This is a genomic window from Thiomonas sp. FB-Cd (genome assembly GCF_000733775.1).
In the GTDB taxonomy this organism is placed as follows: Bacteria; Pseudomonadota; Gammaproteobacteria; order Burkholderiales; family Burkholderiaceae_C; genus Thiomonas_A.
Genome location: NZ_JPOE01000002.1, coordinates 264,539 through 281,471, shown reverse-complemented (window position 1 = coordinate 281,471; position 16,933 = coordinate 264,539). Strand labels below are relative to the sequence as shown.

14 protein-coding genes are annotated in these 16,933 nt (G+C 61.3%); 5 read left to right on the top strand and 9 right to left on the bottom strand.

Annotated elements, in window-relative coordinates; genetic code table 11:
- Window positions 1-79: 79 nt before the first annotated feature.
- The 9 genes from CD04_RS0101390 to CD04_RS0101350 all read right to left on the bottom strand — a co-directional run bounded on the left by CD04_RS0101390 (window position 80) and on the right by CD04_RS0101350 (window position 10,869).
- A complete protein-coding gene (locus CD04_RS0101390) occupies window positions 80-454 on the bottom strand; it encodes a DUF962 domain-containing protein (protein WP_051849190.1) in 375 nt (124 codons plus the stop codon).
- Window positions 455-569: 115 nt separating this feature from the next.
- Window positions 570-1,553, bottom strand: coding sequence for a nitronate monooxygenase family protein (locus CD04_RS0101385; RefSeq protein WP_031404036.1), 984 nt, complete (start codon window positions 1,551-1,553; stop codon window positions 570-572).
- A gap of 194 nt (window positions 1,554-1,747) precedes the next feature.
- Window positions 1,748-3,532, bottom strand: coding sequence for an acyl-CoA dehydrogenase (locus CD04_RS0101380; protein ID WP_031404035.1), 1,785 nt, complete (start codon window positions 3,530-3,532; stop codon window positions 1,748-1,750).
- 139 nt (window positions 3,533-3,671) lie between these two features.
- Complete coding sequence (locus tag CD04_RS0101375; protein WP_031404034.1) at window positions 3,672-4,604, bottom strand: electron transfer flavoprotein subunit alpha/FixB family protein; 933 nt, start codon at window positions 4,602-4,604, stop codon at window positions 3,672-3,674.
- A 23-nt stretch (window positions 4,605-4,627) separates the two neighbouring features.
- On the bottom strand, window positions 4,628-5,377 hold the full coding sequence (locus CD04_RS0101370) for an electron transfer flavoprotein subunit beta/FixA family protein (protein WP_031404033.1): 750 nt from the start codon (window positions 5,375-5,377) through the stop codon (window positions 4,628-4,630).
- Window positions 5,378-5,571: 194 nt separating this feature from the next.
- Window positions 5,572-6,912, bottom strand: coding sequence for a mechanosensitive ion channel family protein (locus CD04_RS0101365; RefSeq protein ID WP_081857743.1), 1,341 nt, complete (start codon window positions 6,910-6,912; stop codon window positions 5,572-5,574).
- A 430-nt stretch (window positions 6,913-7,342) separates the two neighbouring features.
- The gene (locus CD04_RS0101360; RefSeq protein WP_031404031.1) at window positions 7,343-8,149 is read right to left on the bottom strand and encodes an enoyl-CoA hydratase; all 807 of its coding nucleotides are present in this window, start codon (window positions 8,147-8,149) and stop codon (window positions 7,343-7,345) included.
- Window positions 8,150-8,219: 70 nt separating this feature from the next.
- On the bottom strand, window positions 8,220-9,863 hold the full coding sequence (locus tag CD04_RS0101355) for an acyl-CoA synthetase (protein WP_031404030.1): 1,644 nt from the start codon (window positions 9,861-9,863) through the stop codon (window positions 8,220-8,222).
- A 73-nt stretch (window positions 9,864-9,936) separates the two neighbouring features.
- The gene (locus CD04_RS0101350) at window positions 9,937-10,869 is read right to left on the bottom strand and encodes a histone deacetylase family protein (RefSeq protein ID WP_031404029.1); all 933 of its coding nucleotides are present in this window, start codon (window positions 10,867-10,869) and stop codon (window positions 9,937-9,939) included.
- A gap of 118 nt (window positions 10,870-10,987) precedes the next feature.
- Between CD04_RS0101350 and CD04_RS0101345 the strand changes: the two genes are divergently transcribed.
- The 5 genes from CD04_RS0101345 (at window position 10,988) to CD04_RS0101325 (ending at window position 16,729) form a co-directional block, all read left to right on the top strand.
- Window positions 10,988-11,908, top strand: coding sequence for a MoxR family ATPase (locus tag CD04_RS0101345; RefSeq protein ID WP_031404028.1), 921 nt, complete (start codon window positions 10,988-10,990; stop codon window positions 11,906-11,908).
- Between the two features lie 22 nt (window positions 11,909-11,930).
- The gene (locus tag CD04_RS0101340; protein WP_051848842.1) at window positions 11,931-12,932 is read left to right on the top strand and encodes a DUF58 domain-containing protein; all 1,002 of its coding nucleotides are present in this window, start codon (window positions 11,931-11,933) and stop codon (window positions 12,930-12,932) included.
- Complete coding sequence (locus CD04_RS0101335; protein ID WP_038167392.1) at window positions 12,926-15,007, top strand: DUF3488 and transglutaminase-like domain-containing protein; 2,082 nt, start codon at window positions 12,926-12,928, stop codon at window positions 15,005-15,007. The genes CD04_RS0101340 and CD04_RS0101335 overlap by 7 nt, the downstream gene beginning before the upstream one ends.
- A 328-nt stretch (window positions 15,008-15,335) precedes the next feature.
- Window positions 15,336-15,713: a PA2779 family protein gene (locus tag CD04_RS0101330; protein WP_031404025.1), complete on the top strand. Its 378-nt coding sequence runs from the start codon at window positions 15,336-15,338 to the stop codon at window positions 15,711-15,713.
- A gap of 23 nt (window positions 15,714-15,736) precedes the next feature.
- Window positions 15,737-16,729, top strand: a complete 993-nt coding sequence (locus CD04_RS0101325) for a PA2778 family cysteine peptidase (protein ID WP_231480419.1) — start codon at window positions 15,737-15,739, stop codon at window positions 16,727-16,729.
- Window positions 16,730-16,933 lie beyond the last annotated feature (204 nt).

Here is a 16,933-nt window from a genome sequence, read left to right as displayed (position 1 = left end):
TGTGCAGCGCGGTCAAGCGCAAAAGAGCCAAGGCTCTCCATCGTAGCTTGAGCAAGGCGTCGAACGCCGCCGCTGGGGGCTAACACGCCAGACGCCCGCTCAGCAATTGCCACCACATCATCCAATCACCCATGAGGCTGTAGAAGGGTCTGGTGAAGGTGGCGGGACGGTTGTGTTCGAAGAAATAGTGCCCCGCCCAAGCGAATGCATAGCCGCAAAACGCCGCCATAGCCAACAACCAGACATTGCCTGTAAACACCAGGAAAAACAGGCAGAGCAGTGCCAACGTTGACCCCGCAAAGTGCAGGCGCCTGCAGGTTGCATTGCTGTGCTCGGCCAAGTAAAGGGGATAAAACTCTGCGAACGTCTTGCAATGCGCCAACCGCACGGCGTCGGGACGCGGACTTCTGGCCCGCGCCGTGTCGATTGCCCCTGGCTGATGCCGTGCGCGCATGGCAACTTCCTCCATCCTGAATGCGGACTTCAAACGTGCGGCCAGCATCGGTTGCGATCCGTCGCCGCGGCCCGGTGTCTCAATTCGGCAATCCCAGTTGCCAATTGTGCTCCACTTACACGTCGACCGGTGCCCACTGCGTGGCGCTGCATAGCCGCTGACGTGCTGCCTGGTACTCGCGACCAAGTCGCTCAACCAACCCGGCGGCCGGAAGCACCTGGTCAACGGCGCCGATCCCCTGGCCGCAACCCCATATATCCTTCCAGGCTTTGGCACCGCTTACGGCGGCGGCAAAGTCCATCTTGCTGGGGTCGCCTTGCGGCAGATGCTCCGGATCAAGGCCTGCGGCGACGATGGACCCACGCAGGTAGTTGCCATGTACACCAGTGAACAAGTTGGTATAAACAATGTCTTCAGCGCTGCTCGCGGCAATCATTTGCTTGTACGCATCGACCGCTCTTGCCTCCTCGGTCGCGATAAAGGCGCTACCGATGTAAGCCAGATCGGCCCCCATCGCCTGCGCCGCCAACACCGCATCACCGCGGGCGATCGCACCCGAGAGCACAAGAGGCCCTTCGAACCATTGGCGAATTTCCTGCACAAGCGCGAACGGGGATAGGGTTCCAGCGTGTCCACCGGCACCAGTCGCCACGGCAATCAGGCCGTCGGCACCTTTCTCCACCGCCTTATGCGCAAACCGATCGTTGATGATGTCGTGCAGAACAATGCCACCCCACGCATGCACCGCCTGATTAACCTCGGGCCGGGCGCCGAGCGAGGTGATCACGATGGGCACCTTGTACTTCGCGCAAATCAACATGTCCTGCTCTAACCGATCGTTGCTTTTGTGCACGATCTGATTGACCGCGAAGGGCGCTGCTAGTTGATTGGGATGAGCCTGGTCCCATCTCGCCAGCGCGTCCGTGATCTCTGCCAACCATTCATCAAGTTGCGACGCGGGTCGCGCGTTGAGTGCCGGAAAGCTGCCGACGATTCCCGCTGTGCACTGGGCGATCACCAACTTGGGGTTCGAGATGATGAACAGCGGCGAGCCAATGATGGGCAAGCGCAGACGAGACAGAGCACTGGGCAGGGGCATGGAAAGAGTCCGCGATGGCAAAATCAGAAAAGGTCTGCTTCGACTAGGGGCACTGCAAACAATCGGAAAATGACGACTACCGACCGCGATCAAAGGCGTCCATAACGACATGCAAGCGGCCTGGCGTCATCGGTACTCTCGCTCGTCATTCCGGCAGTTTCATCCTCACACTGGAACACGTGGCGTTCGGGCGATCAGAACATCTCGACCGGTAGCGCCATGACACTATCGGCGCCTTGCAGAATCGAATCGCGCAGGCTGGCACAACGTGGCAGCATGTGGGCGCAAAAGAAGGCGCACGTTACGCGCTTGGCCTGGGCGAAGGACCCGTCTGCCTGCGTCAGCGCATCCGCGGCCAGCCAAGCCTCACCCATCTGCCAGCCCGCCAACAGGTATCCCGAAAGCATCAGGTAGGGCACGCTACCTGCGTAGGCCGCATTCGGTCGGGGTTTGCCGTTAGCAACGATGAACGCCACGACTTGCTCATAGGCCGCGCGCGCTTGCACTATCTGGCTGGCCATGGCCATTGCTTGGGCGTGACCACTGGCCAGCAGTCTGTTTTCCACGTCTGCGGCGCGGCGGGCGAAACTCAGCGCCAGAGCCCCGCCGTCACGCACCGTCTTGCGCCCCACCAAGTCGTTCGCCTGAACGGCCGTGGTACCTTCATAGATGGTGAGGATGCGTGCGTCACGGTAGAACTGCGCGGCACCGGTTTCCTCGATGAAACCCATACCGCCGTGCACCTGTACGCCGAGGCTGGCCACCTCGATGCTCATCTCGGTGGAAAACCCCTTGATGATCGGGACGAGAAATTCGTAGGCCGCCTCGTGCGTCGCCCGCTGAACTTCATCGGGATGTGCACGACCGACGTCATGCAAGCTCGCACCCACGAGCGCCAGCGCCCGCGAGCCTTCGGTGAGTGCTCGCATGGTCATGAGCATGCGACGCACGTCCGGATGATGGACGATAGCCACTGACTCTTGAGCGCTCCCATCCACGGGGCGCGACTGTACCCGGTCCCGTGCATAGTTTGCCGCCTTTTGGTAAGCGCGCTCAGCCACAGCAATGCCCTGCGTACCGACCGCGAAGCGTGCAGCATTCATCATGATGAACATGTACTCGAGGCCCCGGCTGGGTTCGCCAACGATTTCACCGATGGCGCCCTCGCCGACCTCCCCCTTGCCGTCCCCATACACCAGCACCGCAGTGGGACTGGCTTTAATCCCAAGCTTGTGCTCGATTGAAGCGCACCACACGTCGTTGCGACGTCCGTCGGGAAGCACCTTGGGCACAATGAACAAGGAGATGCCCTTTACGCCAGCAGGCGCATCAGGCAGGCGAGCGAGCACGAGATGGACGATGTTATCGGCCATGTCGTGCTCACCATAAGTAATGAAAATCTTTTGCCCGAACAACCGGTAGCCTCCACCATCTTGCGGCACCGCGCGCGCTCGGACCAAGGACAGATCGGACCCCGCCTGCGGCTCCGTGAGATTCATGGTTCCGGTCCATTCCCCGGAAATCAGCTGCGGGATGTAGCGATGCTTTTGCTCTTCACTGCCAGCGGTGAGCAAAGCCTCAATCGCGCCATCCGACAGTAGCGGACACAATGCGAAACTCAGGTTTGCGCTGTTGAGCATTTCAGTACAGGCGGCGGCGATGCACTTTGGCAAGCCTTGGCCACCAAAATCGGCGGGGTGCTGTAAGCCCTGCCATCCACCGTCAACGAATTGCCGGAAGGCTTGCTTGAAACCTGGAGTGGTGGTCACTTGGCCCGCATTCCAACTGCTCGGGTTCTGATCGCCAGCCCAGTTCAAAGGGGCAATCGCATCTTCAGTGAACCGTGCGCATTCTTGCAGTACGGCTCGGGCTGTATCGGGCGTCGCCTCTTCGTGTCCGGGCAGTTTGACAAGCATGTCCAGTCCAGCCAAATGCTCTAGGCAAAACATCATGTCCTTGACGGGGGCGATGTAGCTCATGCGTGTCTCCTGTCTTGATCCCCAACCCGGCACGACATGGCATAAGAAGTGCCATGGGGGCGTCGGACGCGCCGAAGCGGCCAGCTAGGAAGGCGTTGTTGTATGGTATGAACGGGCTTGCGCGAGATGGGACGCGCCCTCAAAGTTGCTTGACCATCTCCGGCACGGCCGTGAACAGATCGGCGACCAAGCCGTAATCGGCGACACCAAAAATCGGTGCTTCCTCGTCCTTGTTGATGGCCACGATGACTTTGCTGTCCTTCATGCCAGCCAAGTGCTGGATGGCGCCCGAGATGCCCACCGCCACGTAGAGCTGGGGAGCAACGATCTTGCCCGTCTGGCCCACCTGCCAGTCATTCGGTGCGTAGCCGGCGTCGACCGCAGCGCGACTTGCGCCCATTGCCGCGCCGAGTTTATCGGCCAGCGGCGTCATTACCGCCTCGAAATTTTCCTTGCTGCCAAGCCCTCGCCCGCCAGAGACGATGATTTTGGCTGCAGTCAGCTCGGGGCGCTCGCTCTTGGTGCTCTCGCGCCCGACCAAACGGGACAAACCCGTCTCAGCCACGGCAACCAGGGCTTCCACGGTTGCGCTGCCGCCACTTGCGGCGACAGGGTCGAAACCCGTTGTGCGCACGGTGATGACCTTGATGGGATCGATGCTGCGCACGGTGGCAATCGCGTTACCGGCATAGATCGGCCGGTCGAACGTGTCCGGGCCCAGTACGTGGATCACGTCGGAAATCTGCATCACGTCCAGCAAAGCAGCCACGCGCGGCATCACGTTCTTGCCAAAGGCAGTGGCCGGCGCAAGGATGTGTGTGTAAGAACGGGCAATGGCAAAGACTTGCGCCATCAGATTCTCGGCCAGCGCGTCGCCAAGATAGGGAGCGTCGGCGTGCAGCACCTTGGCCACGCCAACAATCTGCGCAGCCGCCTGGACAGCGGCTTCGCAGTCGCGGCCTGCAACGAGAACGTGCACATCGTTGTTGCAGGCGACTGCCGCTGCAACGGTATTCAAAGTCGACGGCTTGATGCCGTGATTGTCGTGTTCGGCAATGACGAGCGCGGTCATGTCAGATCCTTCGGGTATGTGGTTCAAATGACCTTGGCTTCGGTCTTCAAACGCGACACCAGGGTCGCGACGTCGGGCACCTTCACGCCAGCGCCTCGCCTGGGTGGTTCAGAAATCTTCAGCGTCTGAAGCCGCGGAGCCACATCCACACCGAGATCCCCGGGCTTGAGGGTGTCAAGCGACTTCTTTTTAGCCTTCATGATGTTCGGCAATGTGACATAACGGGGTTCGTTCAAGCGCAAATCCGTTGTCACCACCGCCGGCAGATTGATCCCAATGGTCTCCAGCCCCCCATCCACCTCGCGGGTCACACGGGCCCCTTCACCTTCGAACTCGAGCTTGGATGCAAAGGTCGCTTGGGGCCATCCCAGGAGGGCAGCGAGCATCTGGCCCGTCTGGTTGGCGTCGTCGTCGATGGCCTGTTTGCCCAGGATGACCAGCCCTGGCTGCTCACGCTCCACGATGGCCTTGAGCAACTTGGCTACCGCCAGCGGCTGCAACTCCGCGTCTGTTTCCACGAGCAACCCGCGGTCGGCTCCAATGGCCATCGCCGTGCGCAGCGTTTCGCCACACGCAGCCACACCACAACTCACTGCAACCACTTCGGTGGCCAGACCCTTTTCCTTCAGACGCACCGCCTCTTCCACGGCGATCTCGTCAAACGGATTCATGCTCATCTTGACCCCGGCGATATCCATCCCCGTCCCGTCGGACTTCACCCGAACCTTGACGTTGTAGTCAACCACGCGCTTGACTGCGACCAGCACTTTCATCCAAAACTCCTGTTGATGGACTCGTCTTTGTCCGAGTATAGGCAGGGCCCCATGTCCGCCGCGCGTGCCCGCCCAGCGGACCGGGGCGGGGGTTCGCGCCTGGTTACATGGGCGCTCCAGGGATTATGTCGTAAATGACCTCAAATCGAACGGTCGTTCTTTTTTTAGAGTGTATCGACACATGCCTTGCTGAATCAAGTCCCCTCGGTATGCGAAATTTCCGCCCCGCCCGGAATCAACGTCTCCGGCAATGGCTGCCCTCCCTTGGCACCGGCCCCGTTCGGCCCTTGCTCAGGCCCCCAATGCAGGACACGTTGCGGGAAGGGAATTTCTACGTTGGCGGCTTTCAAAGCATGCCACACCGCCAAGTTGATCGCACCGCGAATGTTGAGCGTGCCGTTCTCAGGGTCCGCGATCCAGTAGCCAATCGTGATCTCCAAGCCATCAGCACCAAAATTGCTGAGGACGGCGCTGGGCGCCGGCTCATGCAGTACACGCGGCACGGTGAGCACCGTATCCCGAATCTGGGTCAATACGGCGTCCAGGTCACTGCCATACCCCACTGATACGGTCGTGGACAACCACACGTTTGGATCCGTGTATGACAGGTTCTCGATGCGATTCGAGATCAGCATCTCGTTGGGAACGATGGATTCGGTGCCACCGCTGCTGCGCACCAACGTATAACGCGTCTTGATGTCCAGGATCTTGCCCTGAAAGGTATCAAGCCGCACGTTATCACCCACGCGCAGGCTGCGCTCGAGCAAAATGACAAAGCCCGACACATAATTTGCCGCGATGCGCTGCAAGCCCAGCCCGAGGCCCACACCCAGAGCACCCCCAAACACACCCAGCACTGTCAGGTCGATGCCGACCATCTGGAGCGCAACCAGCAGCGCGACCAAAAAGATGCCGGCGCGGATCAGACGCGACAGCACCAATCGCAGATTGATCTCCAGCGGCGAAGCAAGCAACCGCCCTTCCAATCGGGACGATAACCACAACGCCAGCACGAGCGTAATCGTGATGGAGACGGCACCGCGTAGCATCGTCCACCCTGTAAGTCGCTGGCTTCCGATGTGCACGGAGAATGCATCCAAGGCCTCGATGATTTCCGGTAAGGCGCCAGTCAGGTACAACAGCAAACCGATCCAGGCCAGCCAGTTCATTCCGCGTGCCAACAGGCGCATCGCTTCGTTGCCCGGGAACATGCGATAGGCAACGCGCGAGGCCACGCGTACCAGCAGCCACACGGCGAGCACGGGGAGCGTCAATTTGAGCAATGGCGCCTTGAGCAAGACGGGAGAGCCATGGCGCACCAACTGCAGCAGCAGCACGGCTACCGCCGGAAGGCCCACGCCGCGCCCGAGCGCTGCCCGAATCGCGCCACGCCAACCATCGGCCTGCCTTGATGGGCGCTCCAGCCATACGCCCGCCAGCAGTGCCAGAATGAGGGTCCCCGCGATAACGAATAGTTGCCAACGCAACTGCTCCCAGGGATGGTGCAGCACGGCGTGAAGTAGGGGGGATTCCATACACGTGGCGGGTGGGGTTCAAACCTGAATGCTATCGACACAGCCAACCGCGCCGTCCACAGCACCCATGTGTGGATGATGGGTGCGTGGCGCAACGGGCTTGCCGCAGCCCTTGTTTGCAGCCTTCGGTCGCGCGACGGCGCAGCCTCAGCGTGCCCCCACGGCGATTAATGAAAACCCACGCATGGGCTTGCCCGGAACCTCCCCCGATGCCGATCGGCGCTTCGGCGAAGTTCGCCAGCAGCTGCCTTCACGCCACCAGATTTGGTCGCCGACCGAACGCCGGAGCACAGGACTGGCTTGCACAAAGCGCAGCAGGCGGTGACGCACGGTCGCGTTCAGCAGCGACGGGGAGGATCCGAGAGCCTGCGATCAGGCACGACGACGCGCTCGGGTCCGCCAGGGCTTTGCAGGCTCGGACGCGTCCAGGTCAGAAATCGCTGCGCCAAACCGGTGGCCGCTTTTCGATGAACGCCTGCACGCCTTCAAGTGCCTCGTCGGTCATGAAATTACAGGCCATGGTCTGCCCAGCCAGTTGATAGGCGGCGGCAATACCCATTTCGATCTGGCGGTAAAACTGAGCCTTTCCCATTGCGATGGCTGCAGCGGGCTTGGCCAAGATGCTTTGTACGAGGCGCTCAACCTCGCCATCCAACGCATCGGGCGCCGCCACGCGGTTGACCAAGCCCCACTTCTGCGCGGTCACAGCGTCGATAAAGTCCCCCGTCAAAAGCATTTCCATCGCCACTTTGCGTGGCACATTACGCGCCAGCGGCACGCTAGGGGTCGAGCAGAATAGGCCTACATTGATGCCTGATACTGCAAAGCGCGCGTCGCTTGTGGCCACGGCCAAATCACACTGCGCCACCAGTTGACAACCCGCAGCGGTGGCAATGCCGTGCACACGGGCGATCACTGGCTGTGGCAACGCCAGCAATCCCAGCATCACTTTGCTGCAGCGCTCGAACAACTCATTGCACTTTTCGTGGCTAGGGTCGGCACGCATTTCCTTAAGATCGTGCCCGGCGCAAAAGGCGCGACCAGCGCCCTGCACGATCACCACACGCGCGGACGGGTCGCCGCGCAACGCATCGAGCTCCACCTGTAGCGCCGCTAACAAGGCATCTGACAAGGCGTTGAATGCCTGCGGTCGGTTGAGCGTCAACGTGACCACGCCGCGCGCATCGCGGGCATTGATCACCAAAGGGGCTTCTGCCGTTTGCACCGTGGTTGACATGGTGTCTCCTCGAATCGGGTTTGTCTAGACTGCCGGGCTTTGGCTTGGAGCTGCCCTTGGCACATGGTGCTCAGAGATCAATGGCATCGCGCGAATGCGCCAATTCGCGTAGCGCGTATTTCTGAATTTTGCCTGTGGACGTCTTCGGAACCTCGCCAAAGACCACCTTTTTGGGAACCTTAAAACCGGCCAGATGCGCTTTGCAAAACGCGATGATGTCCTCCACGCTGGCGTGCGCACCGGCCTTGAGCTCAATGAACGCGCACGGCGACTCACCCCACTTCGGATCAGGCATCGCCACCACGGCGGCCACCATTACTGCAGGATGACGGTACAGCACGTCCTCCACCTCGATGCTGGAAATGTTCTCACCGCCAGAAATGATGATGTCTTTGCTGCGATCCTTGATTTTGATGTAACCATCAGGGTCAACAACAGCCAGGTCGCCCGTGTGGAACCACCCGCCGAGGAATGCTTGCATGGTGGCCTGTGGATTGCCCAGGTAGCCCTTCATCATGATGTTGCCTTTGAACATCACCTCGCCCATGGTCCTTCCGTCATGCGGAACTTCGGCCATTGTTTCAGGGTCGCGAACGGTGGCTCCATCTTGCAGGTGGTAGCGCACACCTTGGCGCGCATTCAGGCGAGCACGCTCGGAAAGTGGCGAGCTGTCCCAATCGGCCTGTTTGGCGCACACGGTCGCTGGTCCGTAGACCTCGGTCAGGCCATAGACATGCGTAAGGTCAAAGCCCATGGCCTCCATGCCCTCAATCAGGGCCGCAGGTGGTGCCGCGCCTGCCACCATGGCCCTCACCTGGTTTGTGATGCCGGCTTTCATGGCCGGCGGCGCATTGACGAGCAAATTGTGAACGATAGGCGCACCGCAGTAGTGCGTGACCTTTTCCTCCCGGATGCTGTCGAAGATCGCCTGTGCCTCGACCTTTCGCAGACACACGTTAACTCCGGCGCGGGCCGCCACCGTCCACGGGAAGCACCAACCATTGCAGTGGAACATCGGCAAGGTCCACAGATATACCGGGTGCTTGGGCATATCCCACTCAAGGATATTGGATACCGCGTTCACATAAGCCCCGCGATGCGAATACACGACACCCTTTGGTTGGCCCGTGGTGCCTGAGGTGTAGTTGAGCGCAATGGGAGCCCATTCCTCACCCACACCGGGCAACGTTTCAGCCGGGTCGCCCCGATCGAGAAGCCCTGCATACTCAATGCTGCCGATGCGCTCGGTCGGCATATTGAACTGTGCATCGACAGCGTCCACAACCAGTGGAGGAGCCAAACCCTGCTGCACGGCAAGAGCAATGGCGCGACGCATGACCACCGCGAACTCCGGATCCACCATCACCACTTTGGCTTCGCCGTTCACCAGCATGTACGCCAACGCCTCAGCATCCAACCGTGTGTTTAGCGCATTCAACACGAGGCCCGCCAGTGGCACGCCAAAGTGCGCCTCCACCATGGCCGGCACGTTGGGCAACATCGCCGCCACGACATCACCGGGCCGCAATCCATGACGAATCAAGGCCGAAGCTAGCCTGCGGCAACGCTCCTCTGTCTGTTTCCAGGTCTGGCGCAGGCCTCCATGAACAATGGCAATGCGGTGCGGGTAAACGGCAGCCGCGCGGCCAAGAAAAATCAGCGGGCTCAACGGCGCGTGGTTTGCCGCATTCGGGACCAAATCGGCATCATTCATGCCTGTCTCCTACATCCATTGGTGCTCGCATGCTGCGCTGCCAGCCTTGCTGCAATCTTGCAGGCACGCGATGCTATTCATCCAATCCGGCCAGCACGCGAATGTGCTCGGTCACGCTTCGCCCCAAGGCGCTGAGGTTGTAGCCTCCCTCGAGACACGACACGATACGCCCTTGGCACACCTCGGCCGCAAGACTCCGAAGCGCGCGGGTGATCCATGCATAGTCGGCCTCGACTAAGCCCATCTGTCCCATATCGTCTTCGCGGTGTGCGTCAAATCCCGCCGAGACGAAAAGCATCTGCGGCGCGAAGCTGCGCAAGCGTGGCAACCACGTGTGCTGGACGATCTCACGAACCTGCGCTCCTCCCGAGTATGCCGGCACGGGCACATTGAGCATATTTGAGGCTGGGTGGTCAGTACCGGTAAACGGGTAAAAGGGATGCTGAAAAAAGCTGACCATGAGTACCCGCTCATCCCCCGCGAAGATGTCTTCCGTGCCATTGCCGTGGTGGACGTCAAAATCAACAATGGCCACGCGCTGCAGGCCGTGCACGTCCAGCGCATGGCGAGCGCCCACCGCCACATTATTGAGGAAGCAAAACCCCATGGATTGGTCCCGCATCGCGTGGTGACCAGGCGGGCGCACGGCGCAGAATGCGTTGTCCAGAGTGCCTCCAAGCACGGCGTCGGTGGCGGCGATGGCCGCTCCAGCCGCGCGCCTCGCTGCCTGCCAAGTATGGGGATTCATGATGGTGTCGGGATCGATCCAGGCATAGCCGTCGCATGTGAGCCCTTTTTCACGCAATTCGGCGATGTGCAGCGCACTATGCGCCAATTCAAGTGCCGATTCGTCAGCCAAGGGCACCTCGGGACGCGCGAGTGTCCAATCCAGCCCTGCTGCAAGCAGCCTGTCTTCAATGGCGGCAAGCCGGGCCGGACATTCTGGGTGATGCGGCCCCATCTCGTGCAGGCTGCAATCGGGGTGGGTGTAATACCCAGTGCGCATGGCGTCTCCTCGTTCTTCGGCTCTTTTCCCAATGCCCTGTCCCGCGATACCCTCGGAACAGATAGGCACAATCTTGATTTATTGTGCTACAGCGCGCTTTGCACCGCTCGATCCCTCAATGAACCCTCAACTTGGTGCCTTGGTCGCGCAGATCGACTGCGTGCTTGTCGGCAAGAGCACACAGGCCCAACTCGCCGTGTGCTGCCTTCTCGCAGGCGGCCATCTGCTCATCGAAGACGTACCCGGTGTAGGCAAGACAACTCTGGCCCACACCCTGGCCCATACGTTTGGACTGGATTTCTCGCGTGTGCAATTCACGTCCGATTTGTTGCCAGGGGACCTGCTTGGCGTAACAGTCTATGACCGCAACAGCAGCGCTTTCAGCTTCCACGCCGGACCGATATTTACCCAACTGTTGCTGGCGGACGAAATCAATCGCGCTCCGCCCAAGACGCAAAGTGCACTGCTTGAGGCAATGGAAGAGCGGCAAGTTAGCATCGATGGCGTCACTCGTGCGCTGCCATCCCCGTTTTTCGTGCTGGCGACACAAAACCCGCACGATCAACGCGGGACCTATGCATTACCGGAATCGCAGCTCGACCGCTTCCTCATGTGCCTGTCTCTTGGCTACCCGGATAGTGCCGCAGAGCGCTCCCTGCTTTTGGGCGAAGACCGCCGCACCCTGCTAGCCCGCCTTCCGGCACTGCTCGATGTGCAGAGCCTCTCGGCTTTGCAGCGGCAGGTGCAGGCTGTGCATGTAGCAGAGGCTCTGGTGGATTACGTGCAACGCCTTCTTGCTGCCACGCGCGCTCCACGTCGTTTCGCCATCGGCTTGAGTCCCCGTGCCGGACTTGCTCTGCTTCGTGCATCCCGCGCGCATGCTTTGCTGCATGGACGTGACTATTGCAGCCCCGAGGACGTGCGGGCTGTTCTGCCCGCCGTGGCCACTCACCGTCTGCAGCCCACCGTCGACTCTGCAGGCTCGCGCGAGGCAGTGCAGGGTCAGATCGCGGAGCTGCTGCAGCAGGTTCCGATCTGATTACGCAGCGCGCATTCGAGTCATGCACGGCATACACACGGTGTTCCCAAGACTCACTGGATGGTTGCGCGAACGCTTTGCCCGCTGGGCGCAAACCCGGCACCCCCCAGGGGCCCAGACCGTTCTCGCACACCGCAACGTTTACATCCTACCGACGCCCGCCGGATGGTTCTTCGGGCTCACCCTACTGGTGCTGCTGGTGGCATCCATTAACTACCAACTCAATCTCGGCTATCTGCTCACCTTTCTGCTCGCTGGCAGCGCTCTGGCATCCCTGCAGATCACGCACAACAATCTGCGTGGACTCGAACTTGCCGCGCACATGCCCGATAATGCCCACCTCCATGTGGGCCATCCCGGTGCATTGCGCCTGCAACTGTCCAGCCCGGGACGACAGCGTTGGGGCGTGCAGCTCGCCGCCGACCAGCAGGGCTGGCACGCGATCGACCTGGGGGGCGATGCAATGACGCGCTTCACGCTGCCCTGGACACCGGCCCGACGGGGGATCCAAGCTTGGCCGATGTTGACGATCGAAAGTCGCTATCCGCTCGGCCTGTGGCGTGCCTGGAGCTTGTGGCGGCCCACTGGATCGCTTTGCGTCTATCCCGCGCCGGAGAGCCCCGCTCCACCCGTGCCGGCGCCAAAGCCCGCGCCTGCGAGCGCCCAAACGCCAGCGCGGCCGATGGCGGGCGACGAACTTGACGAACTGCGCCCGTACCGGCGCGGAGACCCACTGAACCATGTGGTTTGGAAAAGGGGGGCCACCGAGGATCTGATTGTGCGCGCGGCGATTCCTTCCGCAACCCAGCTGGAAAACTGGCTGGAGTGGGCTGATCTGCCCGCCGCGCTGACCGTCGAAGCGCGTTTGTCACGCCTTTGCGCCTGGGTATTAACCGCCTCGCTGGCGCCGCACCCTTATGGTCTTCGCCTACCGGGCTGCATCATCCCGCCCGCCAATGGTGCCGCCCACACGCGGCGGTGCCTGTGTGCGCTGGCCGGCTTTGCAGTTGTCAAAGCATGCTAGCAACGCCCTCGCGTGGCCGTCGTGACCATTGGATCGCCGATCTTCGCAGCCTGCCCCGTGGCGCGCGCGATACGCTGTTTCTGATTGTGGTGGCAACGATCACTTTGATGCCGCTGGGCGCCCACATGCCGGCGTGGGCGATTGCTGGCTCGGCCGGGCTTCTTGCCTGGCGCGCATTCTTGGCGTGGCGCAACCGTCCTTTGCCGCCACGATGGTTGCTGGCGCTGGTTTTGATGCTCGCCCTGGGCGGTGCGATGTTGCAGTTCCACACGATTTTCGGGCGCGATCCCGGCGTCACACTTATCAGCCTTCTACTTGGTCTCAAGGCTCTGGAGACACGCAACCGCCGCGATACTTATGTGCTCTTCTACCTCGGCTTTTTCGCCGTGGTGGTGAATTTTCTGTACTCGCAATCCGCACTTTCTGCGGCTTGGATGGTGGTGGCAACATCGGGATGGGTCACTGCGCTCATCAATGCAAACTTGCCCGTGGGCCAGCCGCCGTTGACCCAGCGTCTATTGCTCACAGCAAAGCTGCTGGCTCTGGGGACACCCACGATGGTCCTGCTTTTTGTCCTTTTTCCGCGTTTCTCAGGCCCTCTGTGGGCGCTACCGGACCCTGCTCAAAGCGTGGCTGGCCTGTCTGACAGCATGGACGCGGGCTCGATCGCCAAGTTGGCGAGCAATGACAGCGTGGCCTTCCGTGTGCAGTTTCACGGCGTGCGCCCGCCCCAGCGGGAGTTGTACTGGCGCGGTCCAGTTCTCACGGAGTTCAATGGCCGGCAATGGAGCGCGCAACACGCCACCCTGCCCCAAACTGCGCCCCGGCCCGACGGTCCCCATGACTTCCTCGCGGATGGACCCGCCGTGCATTACACAGTCACGCTGGAACCGTCCCAGCGGCCTTTCGTGTTCGCATTGGATGCGCCCAAGAGGGCACCTGTATTGAAAGGCCCGATTCAAGCCCATGTGGTGCAGCTTCCCACCTTGGATCTGGTGGCAAGCCGGCCAATCTCCCAGCTCACCCGTTACGATCTGACCTCTTACCCCCGCTTCGCCTATGGGAAGGACGTCCGGACGACAGGCCTCAAGGCCGACATCCAACTGCCACGCGGGGACAATCCGCACACCCTGGCCTTTGGTGAGCACGTCGCGCGCACGATTCAACGTGAAGGCGGCACCAAACTCCAAGTTGCACAAGCCGTTCTTCAGATGTTTCGGAGCGAGCCATTCCGCTACAGCCTTGAGCCCGGTGTTTATCGCGGGCCCAATCAGATCGACCACTTTCTGTTCGATCGCCGGATAGGCTTTTGCGAGCACTATGCCCAGGCCTTCGTCGTGCTCATGCGCGCAGCGGGCATTCCGGCGCGCATCGTCACGGGCTACCAAGGCGGGCGCGAAAACCCGATCGACCACACTTGGGTCGTGCGGCAGAGCGACGCCCATGCCTGGGCCGAATACTGGATCGCCGGCCGAGGCTGGCTGCGTGCCGACCCCACTGCGATGGTCGATCCCTCGCGCGTGGACCGCAGTGGCTTCACCTTGGCCGCGCGTGAACCGCTGCTGGGCATCGTTGCCCTCGGCCCGCGCGATACGGCGCTGCTGCTGCGCCTGAGGAATTTGTCAGACGCATTCAACAATGCATGGAACCAATGGGTGCTGGACTACAGCCAAAGCCGCCAAAGTGCTCTGCTGCGCAACCTCGGCATGGGCCAGCCTGATTGGCGCCAGCTCTCGGCACTGGCAATCGCCGCGCTTAGTGCGGCCGTAAGCCTCACGGGCCTGTTTCTCGTATGGGAACGCCGCAAAGTGCATCCTTGGGATGCCGCCTATGCTGCCCTGCGCAAACGGCTTGCACAAATGGGCATTAAGAGCACCGCCGCCGACACGCCTGAAAGCCTGGGGGCGCGCCTTCGCCAAAGCGGCCTGTCGCCCGCCGCCATTACCGACGCCTGCAACCTGCTCAACGCGCTTGAGCTCTGGCGCTACGCCAAGCCCCCGGACGACAACGGCAAGCGCCATGCGCGCAGGCTTGTTGAGCTGCGGCTGGCGATCCGTCGACTCCGACTGCCGTGACCTGCCGCAGTTCTTCGGCGCAGGCATAAGGAGCGCTCTTCGCAAGACCGTGAAGAGCGCTTGGCATGCCACGGCCGGAGCCTCCCACATCTCCGCCCAAGGACGTCAACTGCGATCAATAAATTGCGCGAAGGTGCTCATGGCTTCGGGGTGGATCCAAGCCGGCGCCCGGAGGGGGTCGCAGGACGATGCATCCGTTAAACCGGCAGGTTGCGGGTGCGGCGAGCGCAGGCGAAGCCGACACAGGTGTCCTTGGTCTGCCGTAAACTTCACATCGTGATGTGTGTCATGTGATTTGTTTCATGCTTTTCTTCCCGGAGATCCCGCCATGAACACCAAACGCCTGTCCAGCCACGTTGTCATTGCCCTGCTCAGCGTGGGTCTGCTCGCCGCCGCACCCGCCGCAAAGGCCGAACTCATCAGTACGCAACAACTTGCTCAGCAAGCGGCGGGGGCTCCCGATTCGACCCTGGCGCAGGATCGCCAGACACTAAACGTCTTCCTGGCCCGGGCAGATGTGCAGAAAAAGCTTGAGCAAATGGGCTTGAGCCGCGAGGTCACGCAGCAGCGCTTGGCAGCGCTGAGCGATCGCGAGGTCGCGGAGCTTGCCGGAAAGATCAAGACCATGCCTGCTGCGGGTGCTCTCGGTTTTCAGGAAATGGTGATCATTCTGCTGGTTGCCATCTTGGTGGTGCTGGCGGTGTGAATGCAGCCTGCGAACCAAACGCCTTGCAATTCGCACGTCCACACGCCAGCCTGATTCCACGGGGGGCGCTTGCGGTCGCCGTGCTCGGATGCTGCATGATCGGCGGGTGCGCGCTGCCGCCCGGCGCAGAGCCCTACAAGGCGCAGTACTTGAACGGCAGTCTGGTTGAGGCTTCCCCTGGTCTGCCGCGCAGCGCGCGTGTCGAAGGGGTTCCTTTCTATGCCGACGACCGTAACTACTGCGGTCCCGCGACTTTGGCAGCGGCACTCGGGTACTCAGGCGTGAAGACCTCGCCTGAGCAGTTGCTCCCTCAGCTTTACACACCGAAGCTGGATGGCACACTGCAATTTGACATGCTCGGCGCGACACGCCGCGCGGGTCGATTGGCTTACGTCCTGCCTGGCAAGCTCGCAGCACTATTCGCACAAGTCGCTGCCGGGATCCCGGTCGTCGCGTTGCAGAAGGTGGGTATCGGTGCGCAGGATTGGCATTTCGCGGTCGTAACAGGGTACGACCTTGCTGCCGACACCGTGACTTTGCATTCGAGCACCGCGCGCAACTTGGTGCTGTCAATCGGGCAGTTCGATCGGTCGTGGGCACCAGGGGGGCGCTGGGCCTTCGTTGTTCTTCGGCCCGGACAGTTCCCGGCCAATGTGACTGAATTCGATTATCTCAACGCCGCGTCAACGCTGGAGGGCGTGGCACCCGAGGCAGCACGCGAGGCCTATCACGCCGCACTTGAGCGCTGGCCCAAAGCGTGGATTGCAATGATGGGGTTGGGCAATCTGGCCTATGCCCAAAAAGACTATGCCAAGGCCGCCGTGTATTTCGCCCAAGCCTCCCGCGCCCATCCGGATGATGGCGACCCACTGAACAATCTCGCCCAAGCCCTGCTCGCCGCAGGGGACTTTCCGGCCGCGCAGGGCACCATCGCCGAGGCTATCCGGATCGGCAAGCCGCACCCAGATCTGTACCGGAAAACACTGAAGCAGATCGAGGCAAAGAGTCGGCGCTGAGAAAAGTGGAAGAAACAGTCAACCGAAAATTTCCAACCCTGCCCCGGCGAGGCTATCTTTCGAATCGCCAAGTCGGTGCGATCTATTTTGCAGCTTGCGCATTCTCCTGATCTCGCGAAGAAATTCGCTTCGGAGTCGCATCCTAATAAAGCGCGCGACAGCCTTTGGCATCCGAGCGGGGTGCCAAACGGCGATGGTGGCTGA

What these genes read in the sequence shown, in the direction of transcription:
- CD04_RS0101390 (WP_051849190.1), bottom strand. Translation starts at nt 454, where the DNA reads ATGCGCGCACGGCATCAGCCAGGGGCAATCGACACGGCGCGGGCCAGA.
- CD04_RS0101385 (WP_031404036.1), bottom strand. Translation starts at nt 1,553, where the DNA reads ATGCCCCTGCCCAGTGCTCTGTCTCGTCTGCGCTTGCCCATCATTGGC.
- CD04_RS0101380 (WP_031404035.1), bottom strand. Translation starts at nt 3,532, where the DNA reads ATGAGCTACATCGCCCCCGTCAAGGACATGATGTTTTGCCTAGAGCAT.
- CD04_RS0101375 (WP_031404034.1), bottom strand. Translation starts at nt 4,604, where the DNA reads ATGACCGCGCTCGTCATTGCCGAACACGACAATCACGGCATCAAGCCG.
- CD04_RS0101370 (WP_031404033.1), bottom strand. Translation starts at nt 5,377, where the DNA reads ATGAAAGTGCTGGTCGCAGTCAAGCGCGTGGTTGACTACAACGTCAAG.
- CD04_RS0101365 (WP_081857743.1), bottom strand. Translation starts at nt 6,912, where the DNA reads ATGGAATCCCCCCTACTTCACGCCGTGCTGCACCATCCCTGGGAGCAG.
- CD04_RS0101360 (WP_031404031.1), bottom strand. Translation starts at nt 8,149, where the DNA reads ATGTCAACCACGGTGCAAACGGCAGAAGCCCCTTTGGTGATCAATGCC.
- CD04_RS0101355 (WP_031404030.1), bottom strand. Translation starts at nt 9,863, where the DNA reads ATGAATGATGCCGATTTGGTCCCGAATGCGGCAAACCACGCGCCGTTG.
- CD04_RS0101350 (WP_031404029.1), bottom strand. Translation starts at nt 10,869, where the DNA reads ATGCGCACTGGGTATTACACCCACCCCGATTGCAGCCTGCACGAGATG.
- CD04_RS0101345 (WP_031404028.1), top strand. Translation starts at nt 10,988, where the DNA reads ATGAACCCTCAACTTGGTGCCTTGGTCGCGCAGATCGACTGCGTGCTT.
- CD04_RS0101340 (WP_051848842.1), top strand. Translation starts at nt 11,931, where the DNA reads ATGCACGGCATACACACGGTGTTCCCAAGACTCACTGGATGGTTGCGC.
- CD04_RS0101335 (WP_038167392.1), top strand. Translation starts at nt 12,926, where the DNA reads ATGCTAGCAACGCCCTCGCGTGGCCGTCGTGACCATTGGATCGCCGAT.
- CD04_RS0101330 (WP_031404025.1), top strand. Translation starts at nt 15,336, where the DNA reads ATGAACACCAAACGCCTGTCCAGCCACGTTGTCATTGCCCTGCTCAGC.